This is a genomic window from Natronococcus sp. JC468 (genome assembly GCF_012163165.1).
Taxonomy (GTDB): Archaea; Halobacteriota; Halobacteria; order Halobacteriales; family Natrialbaceae; genus Natronococcus; species Natronococcus jeotgali.
On sequence record NZ_JAAVUO010000059.1, the window covers coordinates 1 to 15,668 of the forward strand.

General features: G+C 68.3%; 19 protein-coding genes. 7 read left to right on the forward strand and 12 right to left on the reverse strand.

The window, feature by feature from the left end; translation table 11 throughout:
* A partial coding sequence (locus GWG54_RS19065) for a molybdopterin-dependent oxidoreductase (RefSeq protein WP_167939242.1) occupies positions 1–1,700 on the forward strand: 1,700 nt, incomplete at its 5' end.
* A 109-nt stretch (positions 1,701–1,809) separates the two neighbouring features.
* On the forward strand, positions 1,810–2,271 hold the full coding sequence (lrp, locus tag GWG54_RS19070; protein WP_008424707.1) for an HTH-type transcriptional regulator Lrp: 462 nt from the start codon (positions 1,810–1,812) through the stop codon (positions 2,269–2,271).
* Positions 2,272–2,295: 24 nt separating this feature from the next.
* On the opposite strand, the gene GWG54_RS19075 is transcribed toward lrp, so the two are convergent.
* Together GWG54_RS19075 and GWG54_RS19080 are read right to left on the reverse strand one after the other, a co-directional pair.
* Complete coding sequence (locus GWG54_RS19075) at positions 2,296–3,615, reverse strand: MFS transporter (RefSeq protein ID WP_167939243.1); 1,320 nt, start codon at positions 3,613–3,615, stop codon at positions 2,296–2,298.
* A gap of 308 nt (positions 3,616–3,923) precedes the next feature.
* Positions 3,924–4,721, reverse strand: coding sequence for a hypothetical protein (locus GWG54_RS19080; protein WP_167939244.1), 798 nt, complete (start codon positions 4,719–4,721; stop codon positions 3,924–3,926).
* Between the two features lie 168 nt (positions 4,722–4,889).
* Here GWG54_RS19080 and GWG54_RS19085 point away from each other — a divergent pair, with 168 nt between their 5' ends.
* The 5 genes from GWG54_RS19085 (at position 4,890) to GWG54_RS19105 (ending at position 7,447) form a co-directional block, all read left to right on the forward strand.
* Complete coding sequence (locus GWG54_RS19085; RefSeq protein WP_167939245.1) at positions 4,890–5,243, forward strand: hypothetical protein; 354 nt, start codon at positions 4,890–4,892, stop codon at positions 5,241–5,243.
* A 206-nt stretch (positions 5,244–5,449) separates the two neighbouring features.
* Positions 5,450–5,608 carry a hypothetical protein gene (locus GWG54_RS19090; protein ID WP_008424703.1) on the forward strand — a complete coding sequence of 53 codons (159 nt, stop codon included), beginning with the start codon at positions 5,450–5,452 and terminating at the stop codon, positions 5,606–5,608.
* A 79-nt stretch (positions 5,609–5,687) separates the two neighbouring features.
* Positions 5,688–6,575 carry a DMT family transporter gene (locus GWG54_RS19095; RefSeq protein WP_167939246.1) on the forward strand — a complete coding sequence of 296 codons (888 nt, stop codon included), beginning with the start codon at positions 5,688–5,690 and terminating at the stop codon, positions 6,573–6,575.
* Positions 6,576–6,662: 87 nt separating this feature from the next.
* Positions 6,663–7,004 (forward strand): CBS domain-containing protein, encoded by a 342-nt coding sequence (locus tag GWG54_RS19100; RefSeq protein WP_167939257.1) that lies wholly within the window; start codon positions 6,663–6,665, stop codon positions 7,002–7,004.
* 38 nt (positions 7,005–7,042) lie between these two features.
* The gene (locus tag GWG54_RS19105; RefSeq protein WP_167939247.1) at positions 7,043–7,447 is read left to right on the forward strand and encodes a hypothetical protein; all 405 of its coding nucleotides are present in this window, start codon (positions 7,043–7,045) and stop codon (positions 7,445–7,447) included.
* Between the two features lie 416 nt (positions 7,448–7,863).
* On the opposite strand, the gene GWG54_RS19110 is transcribed toward GWG54_RS19105, so the two are convergent.
* The 10 genes from GWG54_RS19110 to GWG54_RS19155 all read right to left on the reverse strand — a co-directional run bounded on the left by GWG54_RS19110 (position 7,864) and on the right by GWG54_RS19155 (position 15,501).
* Complete coding sequence (locus tag GWG54_RS19110) at positions 7,864–8,349, reverse strand: hypothetical protein (RefSeq protein WP_167939248.1); 486 nt, start codon at positions 8,347–8,349, stop codon at positions 7,864–7,866.
* 242 nt (positions 8,350–8,591) lie between these two features.
* Positions 8,592–8,972 carry a nucleic acid-binding protein gene (locus GWG54_RS19115; protein WP_167939249.1) on the reverse strand — a complete coding sequence of 127 codons (381 nt, stop codon included), beginning with the start codon at positions 8,970–8,972 and terminating at the stop codon, positions 8,592–8,594.
* The gene (locus GWG54_RS19120) at positions 8,969–10,123 is read right to left on the reverse strand and encodes a thiolase family protein (RefSeq protein ID WP_167939250.1); all 1,155 of its coding nucleotides are present in this window, start codon (positions 10,121–10,123) and stop codon (positions 8,969–8,971) included. The genes GWG54_RS19115 and GWG54_RS19120 overlap by 4 nt, the downstream gene beginning before the upstream one ends.
* Before the next feature lie 68 nt (positions 10,124–10,191).
* A complete protein-coding gene (locus tag GWG54_RS19125; protein WP_167939251.1) occupies positions 10,192–10,521 on the reverse strand; it encodes a YbjQ family protein in 330 nt (109 codons plus the stop codon).
* Positions 10,522–10,587: 66 nt separating this feature from the next.
* A complete protein-coding gene (hflX, locus tag GWG54_RS19130; RefSeq protein ID WP_167939252.1) occupies positions 10,588–11,889 on the reverse strand; it encodes a GTPase HflX in 1,302 nt (433 codons plus the stop codon).
* A gap of 237 nt (positions 11,890–12,126) precedes the next feature.
* Positions 12,127–12,852, reverse strand: a complete 726-nt coding sequence (locus GWG54_RS19135) for a ribosome assembly factor SBDS (protein WP_167939253.1) — start codon at positions 12,850–12,852, stop codon at positions 12,127–12,129.
* A gap of 65 nt (positions 12,853–12,917) precedes the next feature.
* Positions 12,918–13,679, reverse strand: a complete 762-nt coding sequence (gene psmA / locus GWG54_RS19140; RefSeq protein ID WP_008425908.1) for an archaeal proteasome endopeptidase complex subunit alpha — start codon at positions 13,677–13,679, stop codon at positions 12,918–12,920.
* Between the two features lie 4 nt (positions 13,680–13,683).
* Positions 13,684–14,169 (reverse strand): Rpp14/Pop5 family protein, encoded by a 486-nt coding sequence (locus tag GWG54_RS19145; RefSeq protein WP_167939254.1) that lies wholly within the window; start codon positions 14,167–14,169, stop codon positions 13,684–13,686.
* Entirely contained in the window at positions 14,166–14,813 is a 648-nt protein-coding gene (locus GWG54_RS19150; protein WP_167939255.1) for a class I SAM-dependent methyltransferase, read from the reverse strand. The genes GWG54_RS19145 and GWG54_RS19150 overlap by 4 nt, the downstream gene beginning before the upstream one ends.
* Positions 14,794–15,501 (reverse strand): RNase P subunit p30 family protein, encoded by a 708-nt coding sequence (locus GWG54_RS19155; protein ID WP_167939256.1) that lies wholly within the window; start codon positions 15,499–15,501, stop codon positions 14,794–14,796. Before GWG54_RS19155 ends, GWG54_RS19150 begins: the two co-directional genes overlap by 20 nt.
* Positions 15,502–15,668 lie beyond the last annotated feature (167 nt).

Here is a 15,668-nt window from a genome sequence, read left to right on the forward strand (position 1 = left end):
CGGCGGAGACGGCGAACTCCGCCGCGCCCGCCAGCGCCGCGCCCCCGCCGACCTACGACGACGTTCCCGAGGCAGAGACCCACCTCGTCTGGGGGGCGACCCCGGCCGCGGCCCACCCCGTGCTGTTCCGGTGGATAAACCAGTCCGCCGACGCCGAGGACTCGGAGCTGCTCGTCGTCGACCCGATCGAGAGCGAGACCGCCGAGGTCGCGGATCACCATGTCCCGATCGAGCCCGGCGGCGACCTCGCGCTGGCGCGCGCGGTCCTGGCTCGAATCGTCGAAACCGACCGGGTCGACGAGGCGTTCGTCGCCGAGGCGACGACGGGATTCGACGCGCTCCGCGAGGAGCTGCCGGACCCCGCTCGAGCGGCCGAGCGCGCGGGCGTCTCGATGGCCGACGTCGACCGACTGGCCGCGGCCCTCGAGAACCGCACGCTCGTCTACTGGGGGATGGGGATCAACCAGAGCGTCAACGGCACCGACGCCGCGGGCGCGCTGATCGATCTCTGTCTGGCGACGGGCAACCTCCGTCCGGGCTCGGGCCCGTTCTCGCTGACCGGGCAGGCGAACTCGATGGGAACTCGGGTCTGTTCCTCGAAGGGGACCTGGCCCGGCCAGCGACCGTTCGACGATCCCGGAGCCCGAGAGGCCGTCGCGGAGACCTGGGACGTTCCGGCCTCGCGGCTGCCGGACGATCCGGGTCCGGGTCCGGTCGGGATCGTCGACGCGATCGGCGACGACGTCGAGGCCGTTTACGCCGTCGCGACCAACCCCGTCGCGGGGATGCCCGACGCGACGAGCGTCCGCGAGGCCCTCGAGGACGCCTTCCTCGTCGTGCAGGACGCCTTCCGCAGCGAAACCGTCGAGTTCGCCGACGTCGTTTTGCCCGCCGCGACCTGGGGGGAGTCTGAGGGGACGGCGACCAACATGGAACGCACCGTCTCGCGGGTTCGGGCCGCCACCGAGACGCCCTCGGGGGTCGGCTCCGATCTCGAGTTGATCGCCGCGGTAGCCGATCGGCTCGCGCCGGGGCTGTTCGACGGCTCCCGGGAGCCCGAACCCGTCTTCGCGGAGCTCGCCGCGCTGACCGAGGGGACCCCCGCCGACCTCTCGGGGATCTCCTACGACCGCCTCGAGGCCGAGCTGGCGGTGCGGTGGCCCGCGCCGGAACCCGACGCCGCGGGCGGCTACCGGTACCACGAGGGGACGGGGACAGGGACGGCGGACGGCGAAACGAAGTCGTGGTCGTTCCCGACCCCGTCGGGCCGCGCCCGCTTTTCGGACGCGCGGGCCGAACCGCTGCCCGAACCGACCGACGACGACTACCCGCTCACGCTGACGACCGCGCGTCGTCCCGACGCGTACAACACCGGCGTTCGGACCCGCGAGGACGACCCGCCGACCGCGCGCGTGAGCCCGGCGACGGCCGTCGCCGTCGCGGACGACCTCGAGGGCGGTCCCGACGGACGGTACGGCCGCGTCGTCTCCCGGCGGGCGTCGGTCACCGTTCGCGTCGAGGCCGACGAGTCGATCCCCGACGGCGTCGTCTGGCTACCGATCCACCACCCCGACGTCAACGACCTCACGCTCCCCGCGGTCGATCCGCGCTCGAGGGAGCCCCACTTCAAACAGTGCGCGGTTCGGGTCGCGCCGCCGCACGATCGGGACGTCGAGGCGATCGCGGAAGCGAGCGCCTGACGGACGTGTACGGCGGGAGTACGCGCCTCCGAGCGTTCCCTTCCATCGATGACAGGATGAAAGTTGACATTCGTAAGTTCATAGTAGCAGAAGCGAGACGCTCCACGTAGTGACGTACGAACACCTAGACAAAGACCTGGTAAACGCACTGCTCGAAAACGGACGGGCCAGTCTTCGGAGCCTCGCCGAGGAGCTCGACGTCTCCGTCACGACCGTCTCGAACCACCTCTCTGACCTCGAGGAGGAAGGCGTCATCCGAGGGTACACGCCGATCGTCGACTACGACGCGGCCGGCTACGACGTGACCGCCGTGATGCAGCTCAAGGTCGAGGGCGACGCCCTCGCCGAGATCACCGAGTCCCTGCGGGAGCACCGACAGATGATGTCCGTCTACGAGGTCACGGGCGATTACGACGTCATCGCGATCGGGAAGTTCAGGGACACCGATGACATGAACGACCAGATCAAGGCGCTGGTTACGGATCCCGACATCAACCAGTCCAACACCAGCATCGTCCTCAACGCCGTCGCCGAGAACGAACAGTTCGAACTCGAGACCGACGAGAGCTGACGTCGGCGGCGGGTTCGACGGTCGTCAGTCGTCGCTCGAGACGACCGACTCGCCCGCGGGTCGTCCGTCGACGAGCCAGCCGTCCTCGGTCGCGCGCTCGGCGACGGCGGGCTGGAACGCCCACGCCGCCAGCGCGAGGATCGGAAGCATCGTGGCGGCGACGACGGCGTACCCGAGGTGGAGCGAGGGGAGAAACGGCGCGGCGAACACGAGCGGGTAGACAGTGCCCCCGATCGTGCCGATCCCGCCGACGACGCCGGCGACGCTGCCGGAGTTGTTCGGGAACATCGCGGGTACCTGCGCGAAGATCGCGCCCTCGGAGAACGCGCAGCCGACCCCGACGAGAAAGCCCGCGGCGACCGCGAGGGAGACGTTCCCCGTCAATCCGGCGGCGGTCATTCCGACCAGCGCAACGACGACGAACCCGAGCGTCGCGAAGGTCCACTGCTCGCGGTACCGCCCCTCGAACCACGGCAGGACGTCCCGCTCCCGGCGCGCCGCGACGTCGCTGACGTAGCCGCCGATCGGCCGGAGCAGTCCGGCCGCGATCGAGAACGTCGCAGCGAACGTCGCCGCGACGACGACGTCGCCCTGGTCGAACCCCTCGCGGTAGTAGGTTCCGAGCCAGCCGTTCATCGCGACCTCGAGGCCGAAGGTCATCACGTACGCTGCCGCGAGGACGACCGCGCCGTGGCGCGTGCCGACGTAGAGGAACTGCTCGAAGCTCGCGTTCTCCTTGGTCGCTCGCCGCTTGGCCTCACTCTTGGCGGCGTCGCCGAGGACGTAGTAGGCGACCCCGAGGACGACCGCGAGGACGCCGGTGTAGAAGAAGGCGGCGCGCCAGTTCGTCGCGAACAGCGGTCCCGCGTACCCCTCGCCGAAGATCCGAGGAAGGGTGAAGTACGCGCCCAGACCCGCGCCGGCGTTTCCGACCCCGGCGAAGACGCCCTCCGCCAGACCAAGGTTCTCCTCCTCGAACCACTCGGCGACGTGCTGGATCCCGATGACGAACGTGATCCCGGCCAGCGAGGCGATCACCCGCGAGACGGTAAAGACCTCGTAGGTCGTCGCGAACGCGCTGACGATCGAGAACGCGCCGACGACGAGCAGCGTCACGCTGGCGGTAACGGGCGCGCCGTACCTGTCGGTCAGCGGGCCGATCAGAATCCGCCCGGCCGGGACGGCGATCACGGCCGCGCTCGAGACGAGCCCCAGCTGGGCGACCGAGAGGCCGAACTCGTCGGCGATCCCGCCCGTAAACGGCGCGAACGAGAACCAGATGACGAATCCGAGGTTGAACATCGCCGTCGCCAGCAGGAGGTTCTTCCACTTGCCGTGGATCACGGCCGACCACCTCCGCTCTCACCTGCGGACGTGTGTCCGCTTTCACCACAGATAGGTTCACGGTTCGGTTCTGAATCCGACTCGAGAGTTACGTTCGGGCTCACGTGTCTACGATATCTGGACGCACGACGTCGTATAAGCCTGATTATTACCCAGACCAAACAATCAAATCGCCACCGGTGACCAGTAATCAGTATATATTCCACTATGGATTCGACGTTCGGTGGAAATACGGAGACGATATCTCAACATCGGAAGCGAAAACGACTGCGATCGGGCCCAAACGCAGTCCGCGTCGATCGGTCGGCTCAGTCGTCGTCCGTCCCCTCGTCGTCGGTTCCCCACCTGTCGTCGGGGTCGACGGGCTCGACCGCGCGTGCCAGCTCCTCGTCGACGTACTCCCGGTCCTCGAGGCGCATGCTCTGGAGGCGCCACTGGCGGCTCAGCTCCGGTTCGCCCTCGGGGCCGACGCGGGCGCCGTGGGTCCTGAAAAAGCGCCCGTTCCGACCGAGGGCCTTCCCCTCGTAGGTGTGCTGGTCGAACGCGACGTCGTAGCGCCCGCCGGGCTCGAGTTCGTCGGCGGGGTGGTCGTACCGCGGCTCCCGGCCGTCCTCGCGGGCGGCCGCGCGCTCGGCCGAGAGCTCGCCGAAGTAGTCGTCGGCGTGGGAGGCCTCCCGGCTCGAGGGCGCCCGGGCGGCCGCCAGCGCGGCGTGGACCGCACAGAGCCGGCCCTCCCAGGAGCTTTCCGACCAGCGCTCGCGGGCCAGCTCCTCGTAGCGGTCGATCACGAGCGCGACGTCGTGGCCCGCCCGGAGGTCCTCGACGACGTAGAGGGTGATCCGATCCCAGAAGTTCCAGGCGAACCCCGACCGCACCAGCTCCCAGGCGGCCCACGCCGCGACCTCCTCGTCGGACCGACGCACCGCCTTCTGGAGCAGGCTCGAGACGTCGTACCGGTTCGCACCGCATTTCGTCTCGTTCTCGCCGCGCTCCTCGCCGAAGTCGTTTTCCGCCGGCCCCGGGTCCCCGGCGCCGTCTTCCTCGTCGTCGCCGTCGGTTCGAAGCTCCCCTTCGGAGCCGAACGTGGCCTGTTTCCCGTCGTCCATACGCCAACCTCGTGGCGGTCGGTGGAAATAGCTGCCCCCTCGAGGAAGACCCGGCGGCCGACTCGCCGAATCGGTTCGGCGCCCGGGGACCCGACCGCCGCGGCGCCCGCGTTCCGCGTGGTCAACGATGGATACATTCATTGCGTACGTAACCGTTCTCTCCCGTACATGGGAACGACGATGCGGTTCGGTGCGATCGGGATCGCGGTGGCGCTGGCAGTCACCCTCCTCTCGGCGGGGGCGGTCGCCGCCGGCGGGGCCGACGGCGTCCACCAGGTCGGCAGCATCGACGCCTCCATCGAGGACGAACACGTAACTATCGACGGCCTCGAGCTCTCGGCCGACGGACTCCCCACCTACGAGATCGACGAGCGAACGTACGAGATCGACTCGGCCGGGGTCCAGACCGACGGCGTCACCGTCGACGTCAACGACCGCACCTACGAGATCAGTTCGATCGATCTCACCGTCGAGAACGTCTCGGTGACGGTCTCGGACGTCTCGATCGACGGCGGACAGTAAGCGGCAATCGACGCCGCGCGTCTCTTCTTTCGGCCTTCGACGTCGTTCGATCTCTCACGCTCGTCTCGGTGAACGAGATCGCTCCCGGAGTAGGACCGCGTTACTCGGCCGAGGCTTCGGCCCCGCGGGTCACGTCGAGCGACCGCCGCGCGCGGCGATAGAGTTAACTCGGATAGTGTCCTGTGGTAACATGTGACGTGATGCCGATGCGAACCTGCCACAACTGCGACGCGCCGATCTCGGCGAACTTCGTCCGCGTCTTCGGCGATAACGACGGTACCCTCGAGGGCTGTATCCACTGCCTGAGTTCGTCCGAGCTCACCGGGACCGACGCGGGTCGCGACGCGCCGTCGCTACAGTACTGATCGTCGGACTCGACGCTTCGCGCCCGGACCGTGCGAGCCGATAGCAATTTCTATAGCGCTCTCTCGAGACGGACCAGGCATGAACACCGTCTCCGGGCGGCTCGCGCCGACCCGCGATCGGATCGGAATCGCGCTGGTCCTGGCGTCGGGGGTCGGGTTCGGAACCCTCGGCATCTTCGGGCTCTACGCCCAGCGGGCCGCGCTCTCGATCCCGACGGTGCTCGCGTTTCGCTTCCTGCTCGCGGCGCTCGCCGTCTGGATGCTGCTGGCGGTTCGCGGTCGGCTGACGGTGCTTCGCGGGCGGACGCTGGCGATCGCGCTCGGGCTGGGGGCGTTCGGCTACGCGACCCAGAGCGGCCTGTACTTCCTCGGCCTCGAGTACATGACCGCGGGGCTGGTCGCGATCGTCCTCTACACCTATCCGGCGTTCGTCGTCGTCATCGCGGTGGCGGGGTTCGGCGAGCGCGCGACGCCCGCGATGGTCGTCGCACTGTGTCTGGCGCTCGGCGGCGTCGCGCTCGTGACTGGCGCCGATCCCGCCGGCGCCTCGCCGATCGGCGTCGCCGTCGTGCTCGGGGCCGCGGTCGCCTACGCCGTCTACATCACGGTCTCGCGGGCGCTGCTGGTCAGCGTGGATCCGCTGGTGCTCACGGCACACGTGTTGCCCGCCGCCGGCGGAGTCTTCGTCGCGATCGGAGCGGCTACGGGCGAGCTCTCGGTCCCGACGACGCCGTCGACCTGGCTGCTCCTGGCGTGTCTCGCCGTCCCCGCGACGGCGCTTCCGGTGATCGCGTTCTTCGCCGGCCTGCGGTACGTGGGCGCGAGTCGCGCGGGGATCGTCAGCACCGTCGAACCCCCGGTCACGGTCGGGCTCGGTGCCGCGCTGTTCGCCGAACCCGTCACGACGGCGACGGTCGTCGGGGGCACGCTGATTCTACTCGGCGTGGTGGTCCTCGAGCGCGAGTAGCGCAAGATCGGCGTCGGTCACAACACCGATACCGCTCCAATGCGTACCGGTGGTATGGATAGCGATAGCACGCAGGTGCGGGACGTAATGTCGACGCCGCTGGAGACGGTCTCGAAGGACGCGACGCTGACCGAGGCGGCGACAGCGATGCGCGACAGCGAGATCAGCGCGCTGGTCGTCCGGACGGATCCACCCTCGATCGTGACCAGCACCGACCTGGTCACGGCCGCCGCGGAGGGCCACGATCCGACGGCCGTCGACGTCGACGCGGTGATGACCGAGTCCGTCGAGACCGTCCCCCCGAATCTCTACCTCGAGGAGATCGCCGCCATGATGACCAGCCTGGGCATCACGCACCTCCCGGTCGTCGACGGCGACGACTACGTCGGGATGGTGTCCGCGACCGACGTGACGGCCCAGCTCTCCTAGACGATAGCTATTGTTGGCTGGGGGTCGAAGCGACCACCATGACCGAACGGTTCTCCCTCGTCGGCGTCTACGTCAGCCGACCGGTCGCCGACGCGCTCTCGGCGGCCGCCTACGAGTCGGCCGGGGTCGTCGACCTCGAGGACTACTTCGCGGAGACGACGGAACCGGTTCCGGCGGGCGATCCCGGCGCCGAGGCCACCGACGAGATCGTCGCCGACGTCCTCGCCGCGTTCCCCCGGCTGTACGACGCGGCCGCGTTCGACGCGGTCGCCGGACTCGAGCCTGACGCCTTCGAACTCGTCCGACTCGCCGCGGCGCCCGATCGAGCCGCGGGGCTCCGCGAGCGGTTCCGCGCGGCGGCGACCGTCCGCGGGACGGATCTACGAACGGTACAGACGGCGATGCTGGCGGCCGCGCTCGAGGTCGATCCCGTCCCCTCGTGACTCGATCGCAGCACCGCGGAGGCTCGGAACGGCCGGGCGGCTATCGGGTAGTACGGGAAAGGAACGATACCGGAATCGCGCGGGGAGTACGCGACTCCGGCGGACGACAGGGGTGTGCGAGACGCGGGAGCGTCGTCGCGGTAGGGTGGTGGGTGCGGGTGAACGACGGTACCGAAGTCGTTCGGCTGGCAGGGTAGCCGTCGGTGGTGGGTGGGTAGGTGGTGGGTGGTGGATGGGTGATGTGGAGCGGCGTCCTGCCGATTACGGGTAGGAGCGGGATCGTAAAAACGCTCATTCCAAACTATGTTGGTAAACTGCGGCGATAGCGCGAATCGACGCGAGCGCGGAGACGGGTGGACGCCCGCTCTTTCGCGGCGTCCGGGCGCTCGAAACGGGGTCGAATCGGCGCGCTCGGCTCAACACGCACTCGTGTTCGTCGTCTCGTATCCGTACTCCGAGACCGCGATCTCGGTTCGGGCCGCCGCGCAGTCGGCGGACCGCGTCACCGTCGTCTCGCTCCGCCCCGCGTCCGTCTCGACGGCCACGTCGTAGGTGCCCGCCTCCTGCAGCGCGACCTCGAGGGCGTCCCCGGCCGGGAGCGTCTCGGCTCGATCGATCACCGACTCGCCGTCGCGGCTGATCGAGACGTCGACCGTCCGCTGCTGGGAGCCGGCGTTGCGGACGACCACGTCGACCGCGCCCGCCGTCTCGTCGCTCGCGCCCGAATCGGGCGACTCCTCGCCGCGCCCGTCGGCCTCGCTCGTGCCGGACCCGTCGGTCCCGTCGGGTTCGTCGCCGCTTCGCTCCTCGGAACCGGTCGCGTCCGAGAACGTACCGAGACAGCCGGCCAGCGCCGCCGTCCCGACCCCGGTCGCCAGCCCGATGAGAGTGCGTCTGTTCATACCGGCGACACACGGTCCCCCCTAAAACGTTCTTTTCACGGGATCCGGACAGTCAGCTCGTCAAACGTCGGTATCGGTCGCCTAACCGAACGCCGCCGATCCGACCGCGGACGCGGAAAGTCGGAATGGTTAACTTACCGCTCCGCCGCGGCTCGAGCGGACGGGCACGCGATCTACGCGTCGGCGGATCCGATCCGATAACGATCGTCGCCCCGACGGGCGCTCGAGCCTGCTAACGGCCCTCAGACCGGTTCGAACCGGTAGCCGTCCCAGTCCTGGCTGGCGGGTTCCCTGATGCCCGCGCCGGGTTCGCGCAGCTCTTCCGTGTAGACTGGCTCGACCTCGTCGCCGGTCTCGACGTCGCCGTCCGTCAGTTGAACGAGCGCCCGAACCGACGTCTCGTCGCCGTCCTCGACGACCTCGCCGACGTCGAACTCGACGATCGCGAGGTGGTTGGGTTCGCGGACGCCCGGCGGGGTCGCGGTGCTGGTCGTCCAGGTGACCACTTCGGCCGTGTACTCGCTCAGATCGATCGTTCCGACCGGTTCCGCGCCGTTTCGGCTGCGCGGGTGGCCGGGGTAGCTGATCGTGCCGTCGTCGTATCGGGTCGCTTCCATCGTCATCGTGCTGCCTCCATGATCGTGGTGATAACGCAGTTGCCGAAGCCGCCGACGTTACAACAGAGACCGACCTCCGCGTCGACCTGGCGGTCGCCGGCCTCGCCGACCAGTTGTTCATAGATCTCGACGCCCTGGGCGACCCCGCTGGCGCCCAGCGGGTGGCCCTTCGATTTGAGCCCGCCCGAGGTGTTGATCGGTAACTCGCCGTCGCGTTCGGTGTAGCCGTCCTCGACGAGCGTCCAGGCTTCGCCCTGCTCGGCGAACCCGAGCCCCTCCATCTGGAGGAACTCCAGGATCGTGAACATGTCGTGGAGTTCGGCGACGTCGATATCCTCGGGGCCGTAGCCGCTCATCTCGTAGGCGCCCTTTCCGCTCTCGACGACCCCGCCCATCACCGTCGGATCCTCCCGCTCGTGAACGACGTGCGTGTCGGTCGCGCCGTCGATTCCGGAGATGACGACGTACTCGTCGGCGTGCTCCTCGGCGACCGACTCGGGGCACAGCAGCAATGCGGCGGAGCCGTCGGTAATCGGACAGAAGTCATACAGCCGCAGCGGGTCGGCCACGATCGGCGACTCGAGGACGGTCTCGACGTCGACCTCCTTCTGGAACTGGGCGTAAGGGTTGTCCACGCCGTTGGCGTGGTTCTTCGAGGCCACCTTCGCTAAGCTCTCTCGGGGCGCGTCGAAGCGCTCGAGATAGTGACGCGCGGTCATCCCCGCGAAGGAGGGCAGGGTCACGCCCGTCCTGTACTCGGCCGGGTGGGTCAGCGAGGCGATGACGTCGGTGGCCTCGCCGGTCGTCCGGTGGGTCATCTTCTCGCCGCCGACGAGCAGGGTCATCTCGCTGGCGCCGCTGGCGACGGACTGCCAGGCCGCGTAGATCCCCGCCCCGCCGCTCGAGCTGGTCTGGTCGACCCGCTGGGTGTACGCCGGGATCGCGCCGATGTCGTGGGCCAATCCGTTCATCACGCCGGTCTGCCCCTCGAACTCGCCGCTGGCCATGTTCGAGACGTACAGGTGCTCGACGTCGCTTGCGTCAACGCCCGCGTCCTCGAGACAGTCGAGTCCGGCCTCGGCGAGGAGCTCCTGGATCCACTCCTCGCGCTGGCCGAACTGGGTCATCGAGGCGCCGATGATTGCGACACGTTCCATACCCCATTCGACTCAATTCAATGATTTATATGGACGGGTTCGCGGCAGTGCTCCGGACCGGACCGCGGCTACTGCCGTCGCGTTCGAACCGCGGTCCCCGAGAGGTTGACCCAGAGCATCCCCTCGCCCATCTCCTCGTAGTCGAACGTCGCGCCGACGACCGCGTCGGCGCCGAGCTCCTCGGCTTCCATCCGAATGTCAGCGAGCGCCTCGGTTCGCCCCTTCTCGACTTTCTTCTCGTAGGAGTCGCTACGCCCGCCGACGACGTCCCGAATGCCGGCGGCGATGTCGCTGACGACGTTCGCACCCATGATCGCTTCTCCGGAGACGACGCCGAGGTACTCGGTCACCTCTCTCCCGTCCAGTCCGTCGGTCGTAGTAACGGTAACGTCCGTCATTCGTCCGGACGTGCGGACGGCTCCACCATAAGCCTAGAGGCCGGACACCGGGTCGCTCCCGGACCGTCAGGCCGACTCCGCCGCGGCCGTCTGGAGATCGCTCGCGCGGGAACGGGCCTGCGAGACGACCGCGGGGCGGGCCTCGAAGGAGACGAGCACGTCGTCGTCGCCGTAGCTGACGTCCTCGACGTGGGCGTTATCGTGGAGCCAGGAGACGACGCTCATCGTGTCGTCGGTCATCGGGAGAACGAGCCGCTCCTGCTCCCAGGCGGGCAGCTCGCGGTCGATGCGATCGAGCAGGGCGTCGACGTTCGTTCCCTCCCTGGCGCTGACGGCGACGGGATTTGGCGCGAGCGCCGACAGGGCCTCGCGTTTTTCGGCGAGTTCGTCCTCGCTGACCTGGTCGATCTTGTTCAGCACCGTCACGATCGGCGCCTCGTTGCGCTCGTAGAGGGTGTCGTGGCTGGTCACGAGTTTCTCGTGGATCTCGTCGACGTCCTCGCTGACATCGACGACGAGCAAGACGAGATCCGCCCGGTAAACCGAGTCGAGCGTCGACTTGAACGACTCGACCAGCCAGTGGGGCAGGTCACTGATGAACCCGACCGTGTCGGTCACCAGCACGTCCCGGGGTTCGATAGCCGCCCGGCGGGTCGTCGTCCCCAGCGTCGTGAACAGCCTGTCCTGGGACTCGGCGGTCGTCTCGAGGTCGGGGTGGAGCTGCTCGTTCTCACCGACGTCGAGGTCCGCTGCGAGCCGGCGAAGCAGCGTCGACTTCCCGGCGTTGGTGTACCCCGCGAGCGCGACCAGGTCGAATCCCGAGTCGCGCCGTCGCTCGCGGCGGTGCTCCTCGGTCTGCTCGATCCGCTCGAGCTCGTCCTTGATACGGCTGATCTGATCCTTGATGTCCTGCTCGCGGCTCTCGTCGTACTCGCCCAGCCCCATGAACCCGGGGTGTTCCTCGCGCTTGGCGAGGCTCGTCTTGGCCTCGGCCCGCGGGAGCTCGTAGCGCAGCTCCGCGAGCTCGACCTGAAGCTGGGCCTTCCGGGTCTGGGCGCGCTGACCGAAGATCTCGAGGATCAGCGTGAACCGGTCGATGACCTCGACGCCCTCCGGCAACAGCTGACCGAGGTTGTACGTCTGGTAGGGTCCCAGCCGATTGTCGAAGATGACGGTCTCCGCGTCGGTCCGTTCGACGACCGTGGCGAGCTCCTCGGCTTTCCCCTCGCCGAGCTGGAGCGCCGCGTCGGCCGTTCGGGACTGGGTCACCTCGCCGACGACGGTGTAGCCCGCGGCTTCGGCGAGCTCGCGGATCTCGGTCGTGTCTGCGGTGCCGGAGTCGACTCGCTTGGCGATGATCGCGTTCATACGAGTTGTCGTGTTCGGGGACGGCGGTGGTCGCTCGGGACGGCTCGTCCGTCGCTACCCTTGGCCCGTGACCGTCGCCCGAGCGACGCGCGCGTTCGGACGCTACGGATGGCGGTCGAACACCTCCGTCGAACGGTCGCGGGTCATAGCTCGGAGTACGCCGCCGATCGTCTTGAATCCAGTGCACGATGCGGCTTGGGCCGGCGCCCTCGATCGAGAAGCGGAGCGAATCGGTCGCTATCGAGTGTTGAGGTCGTCCTTGTCCTTGACGAGCTCGGTTTCGGCCTCGCCGCTGGAGTGTTCGTTGACCGTGTCGTAGAACTCGTTTTGCAGTCCCGCCGGGAACGTCAACACGCCGATCCAGGAGCCGTCGGCCTGCCACTCCTCGCGCTCGAGGTCGCCGAATTCGCGGATCTTCGCCTGGGCGCTGCCGGCGTGTTCGGCGGGGATCTGGACCGCCATCGTCACCTCCTCGAACCGGATCGGAATCACCGGCCGCAGGGCGTCCAGGGCCTCGTCGACCTGCTGTTGGACCGGTTCCATCGGATCGACGGTAAAGCCGGCCTCCTCGAGGGCGTTGTCGATTCGCTCGGGTGGATGCGGGGCGTTGTCCATCTGCGGGTTGACCGCGTTGCGCGTGATCGTGTCGATCAGTTGCTTGCGCTTTCGCTCCTGCATCTCGCGGCGCTGGTCGGCCGTGATCTGGATCTCCCCTTCCCTGATGACCTCGGGGATGATCTCCATGGGATCGGTCGTGTCGAACACCGTCTCGAGATCGCTCTCGGCGGGTCGGTCCCCCCGGGAGGCGTTCTCGAAGACGTCCTCGGCGGCGATGACGTCCTCGAGGTCGCCCTCGAAGTCGCCGCGTTTGATCGCCAGCGCCGCGTCCGGGTCTACGAGTACCTCGAAGCGCGCCCCGTGTGACTCGAGTCGCGCCGTCACCGCCTCGTCGAGCGATATCATACCCGAGCATACCTCCGGCCGGGTAAAAGAGCTTTTCCTGCCGGCGTTTTACCGCCCGGAGCCGGTTACTCGTCGGCTTCGTCGGTCTCCTCGCCGTCGTCGAGCAGGTCGTTCTCCTCGAGGTGGTCCTCGATGCGGTCGTAGTCGAACTGCTCGAAGCGCTCGGTCTCGGCGTCGACCGTCGCGAGACCGACCTCGCTGGGCAGCAAGGAGCCGTCGTTGACCGACGCGAGCGCGTCGAGCGCGAGCGCGATACCGCCGTCGAGGTCGGCTTCGTCGTCGTAGTTCTCCTCTAAGTACTCCTGGAGCTCGCCGCGGTCGGAGCCGACGGCCAGGGCCTTCCACTCGTAGGGCGTTCCCGAGGGATCGGTCTCGAACAGTCGCGGCTCGCCGTTGTCGATGCCGCCGACGATCAGCGCGACGCCGAACGGTCGGGCGCCGCCGACCTGGGTGTACTGCTGGATGTGGTCGGTGACCTCCTTCGTGAGCGTCTCGACGCCGATCGGCTCGCCGTAGCGCAGCTGGTTGACCTGGGCCTGGCGGCGCGCGAAGTCGATCAGCTGGCGCGCGTCGGCGACGTGGCCGGCGCTGGCGATGCCGACGTGGTCGTCGGCCTTGTGAATCTTCTCGACGCTCGAGTCCTCGAGCAGCGGCGACGGAACTCGCTTGTCGACGGCCAGTACGACGCCGTCGTCGGTCCGCACGCCGATGCTTGCTGTACCCCGCTTGACCGCCTCGCGAGCGTACTCGACCTGGTAGAGTCGGCCGTCGGGCGAGAAGATCGTGATGCCGCGGTCGTACGCCTGCTGTTGTTGTTGTCCCTGCATAGTATCACGCGAAATCGCAATCGAGGTCTGTCGCGCCCGCGAACGCGTCATCGAGTCGCACGTCTGCAGACCCGTCGCGCACGACGGCGACTCGCTCTTCGTTCCCGAACACGACGTTTCTCTCCTCCGAATCTTGCCGGCCGCGTCCTAAATAGTTTTCTTCACCGGCACGGATCGTGCCACTGATACCGCTGACCCGGACGCCGACCGCAGCGCCGTCGATCTCGTCGATGCAAGCGATCGCCGCCCTGGCGGGTTCGGTCTCGCCCCGGCGGACCCGAACGATCGCCGACCCCGCGCCGTCGTCGAAGGTAAACCGGACGACGGTCAGATCCGCCGCGGCGCTACCCGGATCGCCGAGCAGGTTCTGACCCGCGTACCAACACTCCCGCTGGAACGCCCGTCGATCGATCTCGGCGTCGGGCCAGGCCTCGAGCTCGAGGACGAGATAGCGCCACCGGGGCCGGAGGTGTTTCGGGAGGTGTTTCATCCGTCGATCCGGGCGTCCGTTTCGGGCTCGCCGTCGGTCCCCGGGCCGCGCTCGGCGACCAGGACGCCGACCTGGTCGTGGACCCGCTCGACGGCCGTCAGCGAGAAGCCCGCGCTCGTGAAGGCGTCCGCGAGGGTGCCCACCGTCGCGGGATCGTCGACGTCGGGCGAGTAGAAGGGTTCCTCGGGATCGGGTTCGCCGAAGAACATGACGTCGCCGAGGACAAACTTGCGGGGCTCGAGGCCGGCGATGACCTCGATCGCCTCCCGTTTCTCCTCGTCGGAGAGGTGGTGCATCGCGAAGTTCGACGTCACCACGTCGACGGGCCCGTCGTACTCGGGCTCGCGGAAGGTTCCCCGATCGAACTCGACGTTTTCGAAGCCTTCCTCCTGGGCTTTCGTTCGTGCCTCGTCCATCATCCCCTCGCTGATATCGCGGCCGACCACGCGCTCGGCGTCGGGCGCGAGCGCGAGTGCGATGGCACCCGTGCCGGTTCCCAGATCGAGGACGACGTCGTCGCCGTCGGGTGCGGCGTGTTCGATCACCAGGTTCGCACACGCGCGGTACTCAGCGGATTGATCGTCGTCGTAGTCGCCGGCGATCTCGTCGAAGCGATTCGCGTGCTCATCGAGGCTCCTCTTCATACCTGCCCCGTTCGACCCCCGGCTCAATGAACGACTCGGACTGGACGTGTCGGTTGCGCTCGGCGACTCGGCCCCACTCGGCGAGGCCGTCCGCGACGAACGCCCTCGAGAGGCCGATCTCCTCGCCTAACGCCTGTAGCTCCCGGGGCGCGCGAAGCTCGAGGTGCGACGCCGGGTCCGCGCTGACGACGTACGGTGCGTCGTAGTAGTCGACGATCTCCGCGAGCTTGCGCAGCGACTGGATCGCTCGCACGCGTCGTCCGCCGCTTTCCCGGAGCGCCCTCGAGAGGTCGAACTCGATCCGAACCCCGTTCTCGACGGCCGCCTTCGCCAGCACGTGGTTGACGTCGCCGTCGCCCGCCATCGGTCCCGCCAGCACGTCGACCTTCGCCTGCTCGACCGCGAAGCGGTTCAGGGCGTTCGTCCCGCCCTCGAGGGCGACGATCGTCCGCGAGGTGCGGTAGTTGCCGACCGCGCCGCTGGCCTCCTGGGGGGTCTCGGCCCGGATCTCGACGCCGTCGACGACGTCGATCCCGTACTCGTCCGCGATCGCGTCGGCGTCGTAGTCGGCCCGCGATCCGGAGCGGTTGCGCACGACCACGCCCTCGTAGCCGTAGTCGGCCGCCCGCTTCGCGAGCCTGGCGACCGTGCTCTGTCCCTCGGGGTGGGCGCGGACGGCCTCGTACATACTCGAGGACTCTCGCGGCCGCGACTTGGGGTTTGCGTCACGCGCTCGCCCGACTCCCTCGAGCAATAGATTACGGCCGGGAGCGCGCTCGCCGAAGAGTGGTCTGCGAAAGCGTTGACCCCCTTGGAAGCGTATTGTTCTCGATGAACAAGAGTCAGCGTGGTTTG

Excerpts from the sequence above, each read along its gene's own strand:
- GWG54_RS19080 (WP_167939244.1), bottom strand. The coding sequence starts at position 4,721 with ATGGACGACGGGAAACAGGCCACGTTCGGCTCCGAAGGGGAGCTTCGA.
- GWG54_RS19085 (WP_167939245.1), top strand. The coding sequence starts at position 4,890 with ATGGGAACGACGATGCGGTTCGGTGCGATCGGGATCGCGGTGGCGCTG.
- GWG54_RS19090 (WP_008424703.1), top strand. The coding sequence starts at position 5,450 with ATGCGAACCTGCCACAACTGCGACGCGCCGATCTCGGCGAACTTCGTC.
- GWG54_RS19095 (WP_167939246.1), top strand. The coding sequence starts at position 5,688 with ATGAACACCGTCTCCGGGCGGCTCGCGCCGACCCGCGATCGGATCGGA.
- GWG54_RS19100 (WP_167939257.1), top strand. The coding sequence starts at position 6,663 with ATGTCGACGCCGCTGGAGACGGTCTCGAAGGACGCGACGCTGACCGAG.
- GWG54_RS19105 (WP_167939247.1), top strand. The coding sequence starts at position 7,043 with ATGACCGAACGGTTCTCCCTCGTCGGCGTCTACGTCAGCCGACCGGTC.
- GWG54_RS19110 (WP_167939248.1), bottom strand. The coding sequence starts at position 8,349 with ATGAACAGACGCACTCTCATCGGGCTGGCGACCGGGGTCGGGACGGCG.
- GWG54_RS19115 (WP_167939249.1), bottom strand. The coding sequence starts at position 8,972 with ATGACGATGGAAGCGACCCGATACGACGACGGCACGATCAGCTACCCC.
- GWG54_RS19120 (WP_167939250.1), bottom strand. The coding sequence starts at position 10,123 with ATGGAACGTGTCGCAATCATCGGCGCCTCGATGACCCAGTTCGGCCAG.
- GWG54_RS19125 (WP_167939251.1), bottom strand. The coding sequence starts at position 10,521 with ATGACGGACGTTACCGTTACTACGACCGACGGACTGGACGGGAGAGAG.
- hflX (WP_167939252.1), bottom strand. The coding sequence starts at position 11,889 with ATGAACGCGATCATCGCCAAGCGAGTCGACTCCGGCACCGCAGACACG.
- GWG54_RS19135 (WP_167939253.1), bottom strand. The coding sequence starts at position 12,852 with ATGATATCGCTCGACGAGGCGGTGACGGCGCGACTCGAGTCACACGGG.
- psmA (WP_008425908.1), bottom strand. The coding sequence starts at position 13,679 with ATGCAGGGACAACAACAACAGCAGGCGTACGACCGCGGCATCACGATC.
- GWG54_RS19145 (WP_167939254.1), bottom strand. The coding sequence starts at position 14,169 with ATGAAACACCTCCCGAAACACCTCCGGCCCCGGTGGCGCTATCTCGTC.
- GWG54_RS19150 (WP_167939255.1), bottom strand. The coding sequence starts at position 14,813 with ATGAAGAGGAGCCTCGATGAGCACGCGAATCGCTTCGACGAGATCGCC.
- GWG54_RS19155 (WP_167939256.1), bottom strand. The coding sequence starts at position 15,501 with ATGTACGAGGCCGTCCGCGCCCACCCCGAGGGACAGAGCACGGTCGCC.